This window comes from Fischerella sp. PCC 9605, from assembly GCF_000517105.1.
In the GTDB taxonomy this organism is placed as follows: domain Bacteria; phylum Cyanobacteriota; class Cyanobacteriia; order Cyanobacteriales; family Nostocaceae; genus PCC9605.
In genome coordinates, this window is the sequence record NZ_KI912149.1 from 1,769,402 (window position 1) to 1,788,151 (window position 18,750).

The 18,750-nt window shown below is 44.3% G+C and carries 11 protein-coding genes and 1 pseudogene; 9 read left to right on the forward strand and 3 right to left on the reverse strand.

Features of this window, described 5'->3' with window-relative positions; genetic code table 11:
* Positions 1-20: 20 nt before the first annotated feature.
* A pseudogene (locus tag FIS9605_RS37825) lies at positions 21-3,950 on the reverse strand (PAS domain S-box protein).
* Between the two features lie 594 nt (positions 3,951-4,544).
* Entirely contained in the window at positions 4,545-5,315 is a 771-nt protein-coding gene (locus FIS9605_RS0122690; RefSeq protein WP_026734645.1) for a hypothetical protein, read from the reverse strand.
* A gap of 1,275 nt (positions 5,316-6,590) precedes the next feature.
* On the opposite strand from FIS9605_RS0122690, the gene FIS9605_RS0122695 reads away from it, so the two are divergent.
* The 5 genes from FIS9605_RS0122695 (at position 6,591) to FIS9605_RS0122715 (ending at position 13,304) form a co-directional block, all read left to right on the forward strand.
* A complete protein-coding gene (locus tag FIS9605_RS0122695) occupies positions 6,591-6,845 on the forward strand; it encodes a hypothetical protein (protein WP_026734646.1) in 255 nt (84 codons plus the stop codon).
* A 2-nt stretch (positions 6,846-6,847) separates the two neighbouring features.
* Positions 6,848-8,113 (forward strand): murein transglycosylase A, encoded by a 1,266-nt coding sequence (gene mltA / locus FIS9605_RS0122700; protein ID WP_026734647.1) that lies wholly within the window; start codon positions 6,848-6,850, stop codon positions 8,111-8,113.
* Between the two features lie 272 nt (positions 8,114-8,385).
* Positions 8,386-9,435, forward strand: a complete 1,050-nt coding sequence (gene lpxD / locus FIS9605_RS0122705) for a UDP-3-O-(3-hydroxymyristoyl)glucosamine N-acyltransferase (protein ID WP_026734648.1) — start codon at positions 8,386-8,388, stop codon at positions 9,433-9,435.
* Positions 9,436-9,688: 253 nt separating this feature from the next.
* Complete coding sequence (locus FIS9605_RS0122710; protein ID WP_026734649.1) at positions 9,689-10,168, forward strand: Hsp20/alpha crystallin family protein; 480 nt, start codon at positions 9,689-9,691, stop codon at positions 10,166-10,168.
* Positions 10,169-10,751: 583 nt separating this feature from the next.
* Positions 10,752-13,304 carry an ATPase AAA gene (locus FIS9605_RS0122715; RefSeq protein WP_035140001.1) on the forward strand — a complete coding sequence of 851 codons (2,553 nt, stop codon included), beginning with the start codon at positions 10,752-10,754 and terminating at the stop codon, positions 13,302-13,304.
* A gap of 176 nt (positions 13,305-13,480) precedes the next feature.
* Here FIS9605_RS0122715 and FIS9605_RS0122720 read toward each other — a convergent pair whose 3' ends face one another.
* Positions 13,481-14,386 carry a CoB--CoM heterodisulfide reductase iron-sulfur subunit B family protein gene (locus FIS9605_RS0122720; RefSeq protein WP_026734651.1) on the reverse strand — a complete coding sequence of 302 codons (906 nt, stop codon included), beginning with the start codon at positions 14,384-14,386 and terminating at the stop codon, positions 13,481-13,483.
* 237 nt (positions 14,387-14,623) lie between these two features.
* Here FIS9605_RS0122720 and FIS9605_RS0122725 point away from each other — a divergent pair, with 237 nt between their 5' ends.
* From FIS9605_RS0122725 to tkt, 4 genes are all read left to right on the forward strand, one after another.
* Positions 14,624-14,875: an acyl carrier protein gene (locus FIS9605_RS0122725; RefSeq protein ID WP_026734652.1), complete on the forward strand. Its 252-nt coding sequence runs from the start codon at positions 14,624-14,626 to the stop codon at positions 14,873-14,875.
* A 43-nt stretch (positions 14,876-14,918) separates the two neighbouring features.
* Positions 14,919-15,104 carry a hypothetical protein gene (locus FIS9605_RS42950; protein ID WP_155960485.1) on the forward strand — a complete coding sequence of 62 codons (186 nt, stop codon included), beginning with the start codon at positions 14,919-14,921 and terminating at the stop codon, positions 15,102-15,104.
* 3 nt (positions 15,105-15,107) lie between these two features.
* The gene (gene fabF / locus FIS9605_RS0122735; protein WP_026734654.1) at positions 15,108-16,358 is read left to right on the forward strand and encodes a beta-ketoacyl-ACP synthase II; all 1,251 of its coding nucleotides are present in this window, start codon (positions 15,108-15,110) and stop codon (positions 16,356-16,358) included.
* 361 nt (positions 16,359-16,719) lie between these two features.
* On the forward strand, positions 16,720-18,732 hold the full coding sequence (gene tkt, locus FIS9605_RS0122740) for a transketolase (protein ID WP_026734655.1): 2,013 nt from the start codon (positions 16,720-16,722) through the stop codon (positions 18,730-18,732).
* The last annotated feature ends 18 nt before the right edge of the window (positions 18,733-18,750 follow it).

Below are 18,750 nucleotides of genomic sequence, written 5' to 3' on the forward strand. Positions count from 1 at the left end.
TTTACGCAAAGCTGTGTAAACTAAGTTCGTCCTACAAGACTGGCTACCACTGTGACTAACTCACATGGATCGACAGGTTTGGGCATATGTAACTGAAAACCTGCCTGTATGGCCCGACGCCGATCCTCGGCTCTTGCATAAGCTGTTAGGGCTGCTGCTGGTATTTTTCCGCCTTGTTCTGGCGATCGCGATCGCAGTTTGCGGATTAAGGAGTAACCATCTTCCTGGGGCATACCAATGTCACTTACCAATACATCTGGTTTCCAGTTGGTTATTGCTTCTAGTGCTTCTCGCACTGATGCCACTGCCTGAACTTCCGCTTGAGATTCCTGGAGTACCGTAACCAGAAAGTCGCGAGTATCAACTTCGTCATCTACCACTAGCACGCGCACGCCATCCAGGAGGGAGAGGGGGGGAGTGGGAGAGGGGGAGAGGGGGAGAGTGGTGGAGGAGGAGAAAGTATTAAATATTGACTCTTGACCTTTGAGGAGTGGTAGCTTGACTGTAAAGGTTGCGCCTTGGTCTTTTCCTTGACTTTCAACCTGGACGCTACCACCGTGCATTTCTACTAAATGGCGTACGATCGCTAACCCCAGTCCTAGTCCGCCATGCATCCTGGTACTAGAACTATCTGCTTGCCGAAAGCGATCGAACACATAAGGAATAAACTCAGGGCTGATACCGATGCCAGTGTCCTTGACTGTGATTTGGGCATAGCGGTTTTTGTGATGGGGTGGTGGGGTGGTGGGGTGGTGGGGAGCATCTGATTTGATGTTCTCCCCATCTCCCCATCTCCCTATCTCCCCATCTTTTTGTTCTAGGCGCACTTCTACCCTGCCGCCAGTAGGTGTAAATTTGATGGCATTGGATAGTAAATTCCAAACTACCTGCTGTAAGCGCTCTGAATCACCAGAAACTAGTGCTGCCGCAGGATCGATATCAGTCTGAATATCAATGTCTTTTGCTTGTGCTGCTAACCGTACTGTATCTAGGGCAGCTTCGATAATCGCAATCAAATTGCAACTGCGAACATTGAGACGCAATTTACCTCTGATGATCCGCGAGATATCTAGCAAATCTCCTATTAACTGTGTTTGTGCTTTGGCGTTGCGCTCGATGGTTTCTACTGCTTTGGTAATCTGCGTTTCGTTGAGTTTGCGCGATCGCAACAGTTGCGCCCATCCCAGAATAGCGTTGAGAGGCGATCGCAATTCGTGAGATAGTATCGCCAAAAACTCATCTTTCATGCGGTTCGCTTCTTGCAACTGCTCGGTTTGTTGCTGCAACGAAGCAATTAACCTAGCTCGTTCCATAGCGATCGCAATCTGATCGCAAACTGCTTGCATCATCCCCATTTCATTCTGGGAAAACCGCAAACGGCTGCGGCTGCAAAAGCACAGAGTACCCAAAAGTTGCCCTTGTGCTATCAACGGATAACCATAATAAGCCGTAACACCAATAAAACGCAGGAATTCAGTTTTTGGATCATTTGATTGCTTGACATTTTCTACAGAAATAAGACGGCGCTCCTGTGCGACAGTACCACACATCCCGTCACCTAATTCTAAATACTCAATTGCTCTAGCAATTTCTGCATCAATACCTCAGTAAGAAGCTAGCTGCATGATCTGGGAGTTTTCAGTAACTAAGAAATTAAAGTAAATATCTAAACCTATCTGCTCCGAAAGTTTTCGGAACAAACTTTCAATTAGTGCAACTGGCTCTTGGCTGGAAAGTAAATCGCTAGCTGTGCCAAATAAGAGCTGTAGGCGTTTATAGCCCAATGACAGCGCTTTTTCAACTCGCTTGAGATTGGTAATGTCTTGAAATGTCAGTACACATGTAGCTTGGTGCCCGTGCATCGCTGGCAGTGTATCGGCATATATCAACAAAGAGCGGACACCCGCGCTTGTGTGCCAGTCCAACTCTACTCCATCCAAGCGTTCACCACGCGCCACTCGTACTCCCGGTGCTTGTTCGTCGGGAATGGGATTGCCGGCAGCGTCAGTTGAGTAGTAAAGATGATGATAGTCTGCGGCTGAATCTGCCTTGGGAAATTTGCCCCCAGCTACTTCGTCTGCGGCTCTATTCGCAAAAGTCACCCGTGCGGTTCCAGGCTCAATCAACACTAGCGGCGTTGGCATGAGGTTGAGTACATCTTCCAACCATTTTTGCTGGTTAAGGAGTGTTTCTTCTACCTGCTTGTGTGCTGTGATGTCCTCAGCAAATGCCAAAATTTGATAAATTTCTCCCCGATCGTCAATAACTGGCACATACTTGATTAACGCAGTGAAAGTGCCACCTTTAGGTAAAGTTATTTTGGCTTCTGTTGTTTGGGTTGTGCGTGTTTCAATTGCCCGGAGGAGAATGGGCAGATAAAGTTGTGTGACTTCAGGAGGAAAGATTTCTTCATCAGTACGTCCGAGAATTTCCTCTTTAGGCTTGTGAGAATGCTGCAAAGCGGCTGTATTGACATACTGGAACCGACGTTGAGCATCGTAAATAGCAAAAACATCTGGCATGTTATCAACCGCCAACCTAAATCGCTCTTCGCTTTGGAGTAGCGCTGCTTCTGTCTGCTTGCGATCGCTCAAATCTAGGATAAACGCCACAGATTCTTCTCGTTTCTCTCCTACTAACGTATAACCTACTAAAACCGGAATGCGGCTGCCATCACGCCGAATGTATTCTTTTTCGTAAGGTGTACAAGCACCGTTAGCTTTAGCCTCGGCAATCTGTTGTTCATCCAAATCCAAATACTCTGGTGGTGTAATCTCTTTCCAGCTGATCCTGCCTGCATGTAGTTCCTGTTGCGTGTAACCAATCATCTGGAGAAATTTATCGTTTGCTTGCTGAACACCACCATAAACGTCACCGTATAAAATGCCGACGACATTTGCTTCTACAAAACTCTTCAGTTTTTCTATATTTGTTTTCAGTGCCAGTTTAACGCGATCGCGCTGCATACTGAGCCGTTGAACAGCTGCCGCAGTTTGCCAGATGGCGATCGCAAAAAACACAATCACAATAATCGCAAACAGCGCGATCGCAAATGCTGTATCGTACTGTCCCGTCTTTTGTCCTTGCAGAATTAACCATCCTGTCCCTAAAGGAACTGCGATCGCAATAATCAACAAGCGACGTGCCAGCAAACCACCGTCAGTTGAACTTGTCACTACCCGCATCAGTCCCTGTTCTGGCCGCGCCCACAAAATACCAATACAAAGCATTATAAATGTCAGCGCCGTATGCAATGCCATTGATGTGACGTTGGGAAGTATGCCGTACAGGAGTTGCACTTCGTAGGCATAACCGATCAAAGCCAGCAAAGCAATGACAAGTGCGATTGAGACGAAAATCTGAGCATACCAATCGCTACGACGGGTTTTTGGTTTTTCCACAAGCTCTAAGGCTCTGCCGATCAGCATAAAGCTTAATGCTGTATTCAACCCCATGCGTCCTGGTTGGGATGTCAACATGGGATTTAGTTCTTCAGTGAATAGCAACTGATCAATTCCGAAATTCCAGTCAAACAAGTATTGAGTTAATGTCAGTGCCCCAATTATAAAAACAGCAAATGCACACGCGCGAGCGAGTAGAAGAGTGGGGGAGTGGAGGAGTGGGGAAGTGGAAGAGTGAAGGAGTGGGGGAGATGTTGTAAAGTTTCTCCCTCTCTCCCTCTCTCCCCCTCTCCCTCTCCTTGTTTCTCCCACTCCTCTTAAAGACAACCATAGCGATAAGCCTGATAGCAGAAAACACAGCGCAGTGTTTCCCTTCATCGTCACTTGGCTGAGATAAAAGCAGTTCTTCAAAACATTGATGTCGAGCCACCAGCCAAGCATTACCAAGCAGCCGATCGCGATCGCGACTACACTTCCAAATTGTGCAATTAGTAAACGTGAAGAGATTTGATGTAAATCGTGCTGAAGCAAGCAGTTGACTTTTTGCATTGATAATGTTGTTACCGTATCTATCTGGCGCGGTAAATTTCAAAATTTGTTGCCAACAAAGGCTAGATCACTAAATGCTATATGTGCGATATATTGAATATTTTTGAATCTACCTTGGTGCGGATTTTTTGATAATAGTGTCAAGAAACTGTTATGTTAGTGGTTATTTGTCAAACTACATTAATAAACTACCAACTACTATCTACTAAGATAATCGTCATTTGATTTGCGGATGGTAGATGGTAGGGGTAGGTGTGTTAGCGCTACTCGTAACGCACCATTGATCTGCTTCTGGGTGCATTACGCTATCGTAAATGCGCTTAGGGCGGCTTTCCGTAGAGTAGATATGCTTAAATGCAAATCAGATCGGTTTAATTACCAACTAACTACTATAGGAATCCGGTTTGATTATTGAAAAAATCTAAGTTATCGGCGAGAGTACGGCACCAAAAATATAGAATGGTGCGTTAGCCTTTGGCGTAACGCAACGGCAATAAAGGGGGAGGAAAATCCACACCCCTTTTTGCCTCCCCTACGTATCTTTTCAAAAATCAAATACTAGTCCTATAACTACTAACTACTAACCAATTTTTATCAAAAAAACAATTTAAATCGCATAAGTTGAGTTTCAATTGTTTGCAGTAAAATTTTATTCAATTCTATACTGTCTTGAAACTGTAAAATTTGTGTTGGTGGCAAGTCAAAGGGAAACTTTCCTGACAAATCAGGACGCTGCATTTGTGCAAGTAAAATTTGTTCAGTTCGTTTACTTTGAATCGCATAACCAATTTCAACACAAACAGTTGGACTGGGAATTAATTGAGCAGTTTGTTTGCCCTCAATGCTTGCAATGGGTGTAGCATCTGCAATAAACAACAAACTCTTACGGATTTTTCGCATCATGGCACTTCCCAGCCTTAAAGAACCATCTTTGGGGCGATAAGATTCTATTAATTTCAGGGGTAAACGCGATCGCAAATTTAAATTTTCTAAGCCGATCGTTAACGCCTCGCGTAGAGCATCAGTTGCAGGTGGATATTCTGTTTGAGAACAGAAAAAAATAGTTGGTTCTAACTGCCCTAATACTGACTGTTTGGTAAAATAAATTTCATGACTAATCAAGTCAATATTAGCTACACAGTAGCCACCACTGCCCTCTATATAAAATTCAATATTCTCGCCTTCTAGATAGCGCTCGAACCAAGTCGATTTCTTTATTTCCTCGCTGTCTTCTAAGAAATCCGCTCTTAGCCCTGATTTCAACAGACTTTTCTTGCTGAGGCGAATGTCTGGCGGACGTTTTTCCACTTCCTGTATAGGTTCGTAATCCTCAAGATACCATGCTCTAAGAGCAATTATTGACATAAGGCGCTATTTTAACTGTCTGATGCTAATTCACTTCGTACCAGCTTACACCTTACACCTAGTACTCGACCAATCAAAAATATTGCTGGGTGGAGACTAAGAAAAGAGTAATAGCTATGTCCTATACCTGTGTCCTAACGACGGTTTCAGCAGTCTTAACAACAATTTGAATTTTGGTGACAACAGTTTGAATGTTCCTAGCGATCGCACTCGTGTTGCTAACAACAAATTCTGCATTTCTAGCAACAGCTTCTAGCGTGGTGACAACTAGTCAGCCGATAATAACGACGGCTTGTTGTAGAATCGCTCCAATCTTCTGCTTTAGCATCAAGTTTTCTTTGTGTCTACCCTGCGGGAAACTGCTATCGCGTCTATGTGCTTTTGTGGTTCAGAAATAAATTTTATTAACCACGAAGACACCAAGACACCAAGTAAAATCACCAAGATTGTCCCTTAAAAGCAAATTGGACTTTTTTAACACACCTTGACAGGGCTAATTTATAGGCATAGTTTTAAAAAAATAACAACACCCAAGCATCTACCGGATGAGTGATTTCCTCTCATTGCTAATTCTAGCCGGGGATGTACTGGGCTAATCACCTTTTAAATCAGTGATACCAATCAGTTACAGCGCCCCCTTTCTCTCACTATGAGGAAATATCATCTCTCGAGTCGGGTGTTGTTATCTCGTTACGAGACAGATGTAACTTCAACAGCGTTTTTACCTCTTTTTATTTTTCAACTAGCTGTTTTATCTGCCAGGGAAGCTTTGTAGCTTCAATTATTAGATTAGCATGGTTAGATGAGAGTAGCTATTTTTGAAACTAAACTTTACTTTTTAAAGTATCAATAAGAAATAGTAAGCAGAAAGCAAAGGTTTTCACAAGCTTAGTTTTTGATGAAATTAACTGACTGAATTCTATAATCTGGTTAATATTTTAAAGTTAAAATCCTGTAACACTAGCCCTATGTTTTTGAGATTTATTTAGTTAACGATCATAAAATATTAAGTTTTGAAAAAAATAGTTAGTGGTTAGTGGTTAGTGGTTATTGGTTCTTCCCTCACTCTCCCCACCTCCCCAGTCCCGCCAGGGAACCCTTGTTAGGGGAATAACCGTCATAGGCGGAAGTAATACTGAAGAGTTAATGGCGATCGGTGATAAGTTATTAATTCAAATCCTCCTGGTTCGGCTCACTACTGTATGTTTTTCCTCTTCCCATTCAGGCAGTGCGTAGTCCAAAATGGGTTGGATGTGTTTTAAATGATGCAATTATATGCCTAGAACTCCAAATGAATACGCAGTGCACCTATTAATGGCAAGCGGTCATCGAGAAGAAGTGCGTTTTCCAACGATTCAAGAATTTCAGAAATGGTATAGTGCTGAACTTATGCCAAAATCTGCTTCTGATGACTTTATCAACGTGCCGATCAAAAACATTCAGGGTGAATACATGGTAGTGCGCCCCTCTCGGATTGTGGCAATCCGAGTAGAACCACTTTTTAGTTCTAGTGTGGAAAGATTTACATAATTATGAACAAAACGCTTGCTTTGGTTTCCTTGAGTCTGGGAATTTTCCTTGTCAACCCTATTTGCTCAGTATTGGCTCAGGTTCCTAACTTCACACCACAGCCATTACCAGGCAATTTCCCCGAACAATCACCACCGCAAGTGCCAATAAGCGTGCCAGAGGTACAGCCACCGTTAAAACCGATAACCTTGGAAATAGTCTGTACACCTGCTTATCAATGTTTGGGTTGGGATGAACAAATTTGGGGCACAAAGGGCAAACGAGGCGATCGCAAAGCTCTGTTGACAGCTATTGACAACAGTTTGCGTTACCTGACAACTACCAAGGCTATTGCAGCGTATCAAAATTATCCCATTCCAGAAATTACCCTCGATCGGGTTCGTCGTAGCTTGCAGCGTTTTCGTCAGTTGGTGGTTAGTTCTAAATCACCAGCACAACTGCAAGCTGCTGTGCGGAAAGAGTTTGTCTTTTATAAATCAGTCGGTAACGACGGTCAAGGCACTGTTAAATTCACTGCTTATTACGAGCCGGTTTATACTGCCAGTCGCGTTCGTACATCTGTATATAAATATCCTGTCTATCGATTGCCATCCGACTTTGACCAATGGGCGAAACCGCACCCCAAACGTATAGATTTAGAGGGCAAAGATGGTTTACTAGGTGATAAAAGCCCATTACACGGTTTAGAGTTGTTTTGGTTCCGCGATCGTCTAGATCCATATTTAGTACAAATTCAAGGTTCTGCCCAGTTGAGGTTAACCGATGGGACAAGAACCTCTATTGGCTATGCAGGAGGGACTGATTACCCTTGGACTAGTGTTGGTAAAGAACTAGCTAATGATGGCAAAGTAGTCTTAAAAGGTTTAACGCTACCCAAGGTGATCGCGTACTTTCGTCAACATCCCAACGAGTTGAATAATTATTTACCACGTTGGGAACGCTTTGTCTTTTTTAAGGAAACTGGGGGTACAGCAGCTACTGGAAGTATTGGTGTACCAGTAACGCCAGAGCGTTCTATTGCTACAGATAAATCTCTCATGCCTCCGGGAGCGCTAGCAATAGTGAACTCCAGATTTCCCTATGCTGCTAGCGGTGGAAAACTGGTTTTTCGTCGAGTCAGTCGCTTCGTATTAGATCACGATACCGGCAGCGCCATCAAAGGGCCAGGACGAGTGGATTATTTTATGGGAACTGGTAAATTAGCTGGCGATCGCGCTGGTATAACAGGTGGAAATGGTACTCTATATTATTTGCTACTGAAGGAGTAATTAGGGACTAGAGATTAGGAATGGATAAAAGTTTTATACTAGCCCCTAACCTAAGTGCCTCTAGTCCTGTCAATGTGGGTAAAAACGAACCCAAATCTTAGTAGAGAAAACTATTTTCCTCTTTGTGTCTTAGTGTCTTGGTGGTGAAAAAAGAATTATTGAAACACCAAGACACTAAGACACCAAGAAAAATCCATTTGGGAGACTCACACTTTGACAGGGGTACCTCTAGTTCCTAGCACCTCTTGATATGTAAGGACTTTTTTATAACTATGAAATTTAGCGAAATCTTAGCAAAACTCGGTGACGCCGCTGTTTCTAATAGTCTCAATGTAAATAAAGACAATAACCCAGAAATCACAAGCGTCGCAGCAGTTGATGAAGCAACAAGTGGTACTATCAGCTATATTGAGGGGTTAAAATTTGCGGCAATGGTGGGCAAAACAGGTGCCAGTGCTTTAATTTTGCCTCAAGATGAAGCATTACAGGCACAAGCGCAAGAGCGCGGTATCGCCTGGATCGCAACCCCAGAACCAAAACTGATATTTGCGAGAACGCTCAAGTTTTTCTACCAACCCTGGCGTCCCGATCCAGAAATTCATCCTACTGCTGTAATTCATCCCACCGTGAAAATCGGTACTGATGTTTACATTGGGCCGCATGTAGTGATTCATCAAGCAGTAGAAGTTGGCAATGGCGCATGTATTCATGCCAATGTTGTAATTTATCCTGATACTAAGATAGGCGATCGCACTACTTTACACGCTAATTGCACTATCCATGAACGTACCCTGATTGGTGCAGATTGCGAGATTCACAGTGGCGCAGTCATTGGTGCAGAAGGCTTCGGCTTTGTGCCCACTGCCACTGGTTGGTTAAAAGTGGAACAATCAGGTTACACCGTTTTAGAAGATGGTGTAGTCGTTGGCTGTAACAGCGCTATCGATCGCCCAGCCGTAGGAGAAACACGGGTAGGCCGTCATACAATTATTGACAATTTAGTACAAATTGGTCACGGTTGCCAAATTGGTGCGGGTTGTGCATTAGCAGGTCAATCTGGAATGGCAGGAGGAGTCAAAATCGGAAACCGCGTGATTTTGGCAGGACAAGTAGGTATTGCCAATCAGGTGAAGATAGGGGATGGGGCGATCGCATCTGCTAAAGCTGGAATTCACAGCGATGTTTTACCGGGAGAAATCGTCTCCGGAACCCCAGCCGTACCCCACAAAACTTTTCTGAAAGTGTCTGCTATTTTGCCTCGTTTACCGGATATTTATCAATCTCTAAAGCAATTGCAACGCCAAATTGGACAAAAGTCATGATTGTTATTGGTTGGTAGTTGGTAGTTGTTTGGGATTTTCCAACCAACTACCAACCAACAACCAACAACAAATAAATGTCTAGAAACCACAACCTGGATAAGTAGGGTTTACCTCACTACTAAAATTGCTATTTTCAGCAAATATAAAGATAAAGGCGATAGAAAAAACGCCTAAACTACTTAAGAGTGATAGACAATTTTTGAATCTACCTTCAATTCAGTTGTAATACTGTTTCCAAGGAGGTTAAAAATTTATGGCACTTGTACGTTGGCAACCATTCCAAGAAATGGAAAGCATTCGTCGTCAAATGGATCGTATGTTTGACGAACTTGCTGGATTTAATCGTGAGTATACAACAACTTGGGCACCCGCAATCGAGTTGGAAAATACAAACGATCAACTGATTTTAAGGGCTGAAATTCCGGGTATTGAAGGCAAAGACTTAGACATTCAAGTAGCAAGAGAAGCTGTATCTATTGCCGGCGAAACTCGACAAGAAAGAAAAACCGAAGAACGCGGATACTTACGCTCTGAGTTCCGTTATGGTAAGTTCCAACGCACAATTCCTCTGCCTGTCCCTATCAATAATGACCAAGTCAAAGCTGATTTCAAGAATGGCGTTTTGACATTAACACTACCAAAAGTAGAAGAAGCTAAAAAGAAGGTAGTGAAAATTAATTTAGAAAATGGCAAAACGTCCCTCCCTGATTCACAGTCTGTTCAAGTTGTTTAACTGGTTGGGGAGAAAGCCATAAAAAGTAAAAAGAGGCGTTATGTAATACGTAACTTTTTACTTTTTCCTGAGAAGGATTACTGAAAGTTAATGTAAGTATAAAGAGGGTGGGACTTTTCCCACCTTTTTTAGTTTTTTTGTGTGTCAGAAGTTTGGTATATTTATCTCTAATACTTTTTGGATTAGCACCTTTGATCTGGAGTTATAGCTGGGATGCATGTTAAAGGGTAAGGGGAAAGGGTAAATATCCATCCCTACCACAAGGTTAGTTGGGGTGCGTTCAAACTAACGTATTTCTTGTGATGACTATTATGGCTAGCAAGTGAACCTCTCCAGAAATGAGATATCAGCCCAGACTGGGCAAGGTTTGAGGTTTATTTTCGGAGATGTCTATTGTTGTTTGTGATTGGAACAACGAATCACCAAATACCAACCAACTACTAGCTACTGATGATTACTTTTTACTTACTGAAGTAGTATTATATAAGTAAAAATATTGAATATTTGCTTATACAAAAAATGAATGTAAAATCTATGTCAAAATCATAGCAATATCGCGGTACATAGGGGAAAATTCGACTTCATGACTGGAGAACAATCCATGCCGCACAGCAGTCTAAAAGTAAATATACAGACGGAAACTATTGGTAAGCTGGCTGTTGGGAATCACACGATCGAGGTTGGTGCAAGCTACGGCGCGATCGCAGAATTAGCAACCACACAAGAGCAACTCACTTTAGAAAAGCGTTCTGCACCAGTATTCATACGTCAACCCCCGAGCGATAGATTACTGGAGCGTGAAGTATCAATCAAAGACGCGATCGCAGCCCTAGAATCTGGACAAACAGTAGAATTTTATAGTCCCGCAGGTTTTGGCAAAACTTTTTTATTAGGTTGTTTAGAGCAAGAATTACAAGCCAATTCTGCGTTCGCTGATGGTGTCATTCGCCTATCTCCTATTCACCCGTATGTGGGCGATTTACTCGAGTCCATCTGGGAAGCTTTTTATGAAAGCAATATTCCTTATAAACCTACTGATAACCAAATTCGGCAAAAAATTCAGGATAAACAAGTACTGATCTTACTGGATGACGGTAATAAACTCATCCAAGCTGAAGTGCAACAGTTGAGAAATGCTACAAGCAACTGTACCTTAGTGTTAGCTTCTTCAAAGCAGCGTATTCACAAACAGGCATATTCTATCGCGCTGTCTGGGCTGTCTGTCCAAGATGCTCTAGTTTTTGTAGAAGAAAAAATACAGCGCTCCCTCACTATGGAGGAATTACCTGCTGCTAGATCATTGTGTATCATTTTAAACGGGCATCCGATGCATATACAGCTAGCGATCGCCTACATGCTGGAAGAAAAGCGAACGCTAGCCCAAGTCGTCAGTCAATTGCCAACTTCCGAACCAGGTAAATATATCATCCAACAAATCATTGACTCGCTGAGGGAACCGCAAAAAAGCATTTTGGCTCTGTTAGCTTTGATAGATGGCGTAGGGTTGTCGCAGGAAGCGATCGCAGCTATTACGCAAATACCTAACACTCTTGAGATGTTAGAGAATTTGCTTCGGCGTCATCTCATCCAACAGGAAGGCTCTCGCTATAGCATCTGCAAAACAATAGCAGAAGTTTTGCCACCAGAATGGAAGCTAAAAGAACCTCTAGAAAGTGCGATCGCTTACTTTACAAATTGGGCACAACAGCATCAAAAGCACTCAAAAACATTATTTTCAGAAGCTGACGCGATCGTGCAAATCTTAGAATTAGCAGTCAGATCTAGCCGTTGGCAGAATGTCTTGCGCTTGGTTAAATTAATGGAAAGTGCACTCGCTTTGAGCAAGCGATGGGGTTTGTGGGAAGAAGTGCTGCAAAGAGGACTGCAAGCATCTCAAGCCGAACGAGATAAAGCTTCAGAAGCTTGGGCATTGCATCAATTGGGTACTCGCGCCCTTTGTCTAGAAGAAAATAGCACTGCGCTTAAATATTTGACTAGAGCTATAGAATTACGGGAATCTTTGAATGACGAAACGGGAGTTGCTGTAACTCGCCACAATTTCAATTTACTTTCCTCACAGGAACAGCATCATTTCCCATCTCTATCGATTTCTCAGTCTCAAAGTTTACTAAATGGCAGCGGGGAAAACCATAATTTCCAGGAAAAACAGAAAAGTCAGCAACAAGTTGAGGTGACTGTTCCTAACTCTGGAAACCAAAACACAGAGATCACTGTTACTCTTCAACCTGTTACACAGCAAACTGCTCCTCCATCAAATTTTGGCTCGACAAAAAACGGTCATCAACATCAACCTGGGATCAACCATCAAGGTTCTCTGAAGGCTGCCAAACCCCTGCCACCCTCTTCATCACCGCCACTAACTCGCATGAACATAGTGACGAAAGATCCTTTGCCTTCATCCGAGCATTATCGGCAAAACTTTTTGCTATCGCCCAAAGGAATCATCACCACTGGAATTTTAGCTTCAGGTGGATTGCTAGCTTGGTTTAACTGGCATCGTTCCACACCCACACCTACGCAACCAGCCACAACAAAGCCTCAGACAACTACCAAGCCATCAGTTATACCTAAGCCTACAGCAACAGCGACTGCCGAGCCATCACCCATTGCTGCACCGACACTCATACCCACTCCTAAGCTGTCACCTTTTCCCCAAACCACACCCAAGATAGATCCGGCATTAAAACCAGATTTCCCAGAACCAACAAAAGTAAAACCTAGGCGATCAAAACAATCAAATAGTGAACCTGCTCTACCACTACCAAACTACTCGCCCAAACCTATTGATATTCCACAAACAAAACCGGCTATAGAAGCCACACCAACGCCAAGCTTTACACCAATGCCAACTCCAGAAATCGAGCCACCATCCTCAGAAATTTCACCCGCACCAACTTTTACACCAATCACACCGATAACACCAACACCTGAACCAAAATCCTCAGAAACTGCACCAACATCAATTTTCACCCCCTCCTCACTCATTCCAGAATCGACATCAAAATCACAACCACAAGCAGATAACATACCCACCACTCCAACAGTCACGGCAACACCAACAGAACCTTCGGTAGTCACGGTTACGCCAATAGAACAACCTTTTAATCAACAATAAAGGCTGTTAGTAGTTAGTAGTTAGTGGTTAGTGGTTAGTGGTTAGTGGTTAGTGGTTAGTGGTTAGTGGTTAGTGGTTAGTGGTTAGTGGTTAGTGGTTAGTGGTTAGTGGTTAGTGGTTAGTGGTTAGTGGTCAAATACACCTACTAACTACTAACTACTATCTACTAACTAAAATTACAGTCCTAATTTCTCTAGCACTGGCTTAGTAGAAACAATGTGCCGTCCTAAACCTAGTTCTTTGGGACTAATACCAATTGCTAGGGCAATCAACTGGGGTAGGTGCAGCACTGGCAAACCTAGCTTATGCCCAATTACCTTTTCTACCTCTGGCTGGCGAGAATCTAAGTTCAGGTGACACAGAGGACAAGGCGTTACCATACAATCAGCACCAGCTTCTAAGGCTTCTTGAATGTGCATTCCAGCCATTTTGAACGACTGGGTGGTGGCATAACTGGCAAGGGGCCAACCGCAACATTGCGTACGACCTCTGTAATAAATTGGTGTTGCTCCCACTGCTAGAAAGACATTTTCCATCGTCTCCGGCTGGAAGGGATCATCATCAAGCATGGACTTTTTCGCCCGTAGAAGATAGCAGCCGTAAAAAGCAGCGCATTTTAGCCCAGTTAATTTGCGACTAACCCGTCGTTGAATTTCTTCTAAACCATAATCCTTTGCGAGAGCGTAAAGGAGATGTTTAACTTCAGTGGTTCCTCGATAAGGCAAACAGCCTTCTTTTTCCAGCAAGGTATTAACCTGGCCAACATAATCGGGATTAGTTTTTTGGCATTCTTTGAGGCGTTCATCGACATGGCCGATAACACCTTGACAAGTGCTGCAATGGGTTAGTAAAGGCAAATTTAATTCTTCTGCCAAAGAAATATTTCGGGCATTAACAGTATCTTCCAACAGTTGGGAATCTTCTTTAAAAGTGCCGGAACCGCAGCAAGCAGCTTTTTTCAGTTCAATCAGTTCAATGCCCAACGCTTTAGTGAGAGCAACTGTTGACTGATGAAGTTCCCGGCAAGCTCCTTGAGCAACACAACCAGGGTAGTAAGCGTATTTCAACGTATGAGATAGCATAGAAATTGTTAATTAGAGGTATTAGGCCTCTAGAATAACTGTTTTATCATCGCTTGTTGGTGTTGGTTGCAAGACTGTTGATGCTGAGGTGCATATTCTTAAAAAAATTTAGTAAGAATTGCAAAACAGAACCATTTAAAGAGTGTATGCGATCGCGCTTTCAGATAAGATGTATATGCTCAAAACCATGTCACCCATAAAGAGCGGATTATAGCAACTGGTTGAGGAATTTCATTTATGAGCCAAGCGGAAATTTTTGAAAAAGTCAAGAAAATCGTTGTTGAGCAACTGGAAGTTGAGGCTGAAAAGGTCACTCCACAAGCCAGTTTTGCCAACGACCTAAACGCTGATTCCCTGGATACTGTAGAACTGGTAATGGCTTTAGAAGAAGAGTTTGATATCGAAATTCCTGATGAAGCCGCCGAAAAGATTGCCACAGTTCAAGATGCAGTGGATTACATCAACGACAAAGTTGCCGCATCCGCCTAAATAGGGCATGGGGCAATGGGCGTGAAGCATGGGGCAATGGGCAATGGACAATGGGCATGGGGCAATGGGCATGGGGCAATGGGCAATGGGCAAGGGGTATAGAAAAAATCCAATGCCCAATGTCCAATCCCCAATGCCCAAATTCGATGCCCAATCCCCAATTCCGAATCCCCAATCCCCAATCCCCATTGCCCTATTTTTTTCTGCATTGAGAGCCACCTGTAACTGAGTCATGACAGATTTTATACGTAAACGCGTTGTTGTAACTGGTGTTGGCGCGATTACACCGATTGGTAATACACCAGCCGAGTATTGGGAAGGATTGGTGAGCGGGCGCAATGGCATTAGCGAAATCACCTTGTTTGATGCTTCTCGCCACGCTTGCCGTATTGCTGGTGAGGTGAAAAACTACGATCCGCACGATTACTTGGATCGTAAAGAAGCCAAGCGTATGGATCGGTTTTCCCAATTTGCCGTCTCGGCGGCAAAACAGGCTCTAGCGGACGCGCGGTTAGTCATTAATGACCTGAACGCAGAACAAATAGGTGTGATTATTGGTTCTGGCATTGGTGGTCTAAAGGTAATGGAAGAGCAGCAAACAGTCTACCTTAATCGTGGGCCAGACCGCTGTAGTCCCTTCATGATTCCCATGATGATTGCCAACATGGCAGCGGGGTTAACAGCAATTCACACTGGAGCAAAAGGGCCTAATTCTTGTTCTGTAACTGCCTGTGCTGCTGGCTCTAACTCTATAGGAGACGCTTTTCGTCTGATTCAGGGCGGATACGCCCAGGCAATGATTTGCGGAGGAGCCGAAGCAGCAATTACACCCCTATCTTTTGCTGGGTTTGCCGCATGTAAAGCACTTTCCTTCCGCAATGATGACCCCGCTCATGCTAGCCGTCCTTTTGATCAAGACCGCGACGGATTTGTTATGGGTGAAGGTACAGGAATTTTAATCTTAGAAGAACTGCAACACGCCATCAGTCGCGGTGCGAGAATTTATGCGGAAATAATCGGCTATGGCATGACCTGTGATGCTTACCATATTACTTCTCCCGTACCTGGTGGAGAAGGTGCCGCCAGGGCCATACAGTTGGCGCTCAAGGACGCGGGACTTACTCCCGAGATGGTGAACTACATCAATGCCCACGGAACTAGCACCCCGGCCAACGATTCGACTGAAACGGCAGCAATGAAAAAAGCCTTGGGAGATCACGCCTACAAAGTAGCAATCAGTTCCACTAAATCGATGACAGGTCACTTGCTGGGCGGTTCTGGTGGCATTGAAGCAGTGGCAACAGTAATGGCGATCGCAAATGACCACCTACCACCAACGATTAACCTGGAAAATCCCGATCCAGAGTGTGATTTAGACTACGTACCAAATGTTAGTCGCCCTGCACGTGTTGAAGTAGCACTATCCAATTCTTTTGGTTTTGGCGGTCATAACGTCACGCTAGCCTTTAAGAAATATGTCTAGGGTTGAGATTGGCGATTTTGGATTTTGATATCAAACTTTCAATTGGGTAAAAGGTTAAAGGTGAAAGGGAAAAGGCTTCTTGATTCCTTTACCCTTTAACTTTTACCTTTTCCTCACTCTGTGGAGAGTGTAGTGTCTGTGACACGCTCGCTACAACGTTCCGTCCCTTTAACAACCGATTATTTTGGCCAATCCTTCCTAGAATAAATCTAAAATCCCAGATCAAAAATCCCCAATTCTACGGCTTGTTTGTCAACAAGCACCAATGGGATGATGAGGATACTGTCTTGGGGAAATTTGATCCCCAACAGTGGAAAGCTACTGAAAAGAGTGCTAACCCGTCGTTAAAAACAATCTTATTATGGCTGTTGCAACCCAAACCCTTGAAGAACTTTGTATCAACTCGATCCGCTTTTTGGCAATTGATGCCGTAGAAAAGGCTAAGTCTGGACACCCAGGACTGCCAATGGGTGCTGCTCCGATGGCATTTGTGCTGTGGGATCGCTTTATGCGGTTTAACCCCAAAAATCCCTATTGGTTCAACCGCGATCGCTTTGTTCTGTCTGCTGGCCATGGCTGTATGTTGCAGTATGCCCTACTCCACTTGACTGGTTATGACAGCGTGACGATAGAAGACATCAAACAGTTTCGTCAGTGGGGTTCTAAAACTCCCGGGCACCCAGAAAACTTTGAAACACCAGGCGTAGAAGTAACCACTGGGCCATTGGGACAGGGAATTGCCAATGGGGTCGGCTTGGCGATGGCTGAAGCTCATCTCGCTGCAAAGTTCAACAAACCCGATGCCAAAATTGTTGACCACTACACCTATGTAATTCTGGGTGATGGTTGCAACATGGAGGGCGTATCTAGTGAAGCCTGTTCCTTGGCAGGACACTTGGGATTGGGTAAGTTAATTGCCCTATACGACGACAACCACATTTCCATCGACGGTTCCACCGACATTGCCTTCACAGAAGATGTGGGCAAGCGTTTTGAGGCTTACGGCTGGCACGTCCAAGCCATACCAGATGGCGACACAAATTTAGACGCCATTCACAAAGCCATTGAAGCTGCAAAAGCAGTTACTGACAAGCCGTCTTTGATTAAAGTCCGCACAACCATTGGTTACGGCTCCCCCAATAAAGCTAACACCGCAGGCGTTCACGGTGCTGCCCTTGGTGGTGACGAAGTAATAGCCACTCGCAATAACTTGGGTTGGGAATACGAACCGTTTGTAGTGCCAGAAGATGCCCTCAAGCACTTCCGCAAAGCTGTAGAACGCGGGGCTCAATACGAAGACGAGTGGAACAAGGTCTTTGCTGACTACAAAGCCAAATATCCCCAAGAAGCGGCTGAGTTCGAGCGGATGGTCAGCGGTAAACTTCCAGAAGGCTGGGAGAAAGCACTACCCACATATAAGCCGGGAGATAAGGCGATCGCCACTCGCAAAACTTCCGAAATCACCCTCAATGCCCTAGCACCCGTTCTGCCAGAATTAATTGGCGGTTCTGCTGACCTTACCCACTCTAACCTCACCGAAATCAAAGGCGGCGGTGATTTCCAAAAAGGACAGTACCAAAACCGCAACCTCCGTTTCGGCGTACGCGAACATGGCATGGGTTCTATTTGTAACGGTATTGCCCTGCACAAGTCTGGATTAATTCCCTACTGCGCTACTTTCTTGGTGTTTGCTGACTACATGCGGGCAGCAATTCGCCTGTCGGCACTGTCGCAAGCGGGAGTCATTTACGTCATGACTCACGACTCCATCGGTTTGGGTGAAGATGGCCCTACCCACCAACCAGTAGAAACTCTGGCTTCTTTGCGGGCGATTCCTAACTTGACGGTTATTCGTCCCGCCGATGGTAACGAAACCTCTGGTGCTTACAAAGTCGCCATTGAAAACGCCAATCAGCATCGTCCTACCTTGTTGGCATTGTCACGGCAGAACTTGCCCCAGTTAGAAGGAAGCAGCATTGAAAGTGTAACCAAAGGTGCTTATGTTCTTTCTGGTGGTGAAGGTACACCCGATCTCATCCTGATCGGAACTGGTAGCGAAGTACCCCTGTGTGTGGAAGCTGCGAAAAAGCTAGAGGAAGAAGGTAAAAAAGTCCGCGTTATCTCCATGCCTTCTTGGGAACTATTCGACGCTCAAAGCGAATCATACCGTGAATCGGTATTGCCCAAAGCAGTTAAAAAGCGCTTGGCTGTAGAAGCTGCTTCTAACTTCGGTTGGTGCCGCTATGTGGGTGATGAAGGCGCGATGATTAGCGTTGATCGCTTTGGTGTTTCTGCACCCGGCGGCGTAGCTATGGAGAAATTTGGCTACACCGTTGCTAATGTGGTAGCTAAAGCGAAAGAATTGTTGGGTTAATTAGCAACAGAATAATTT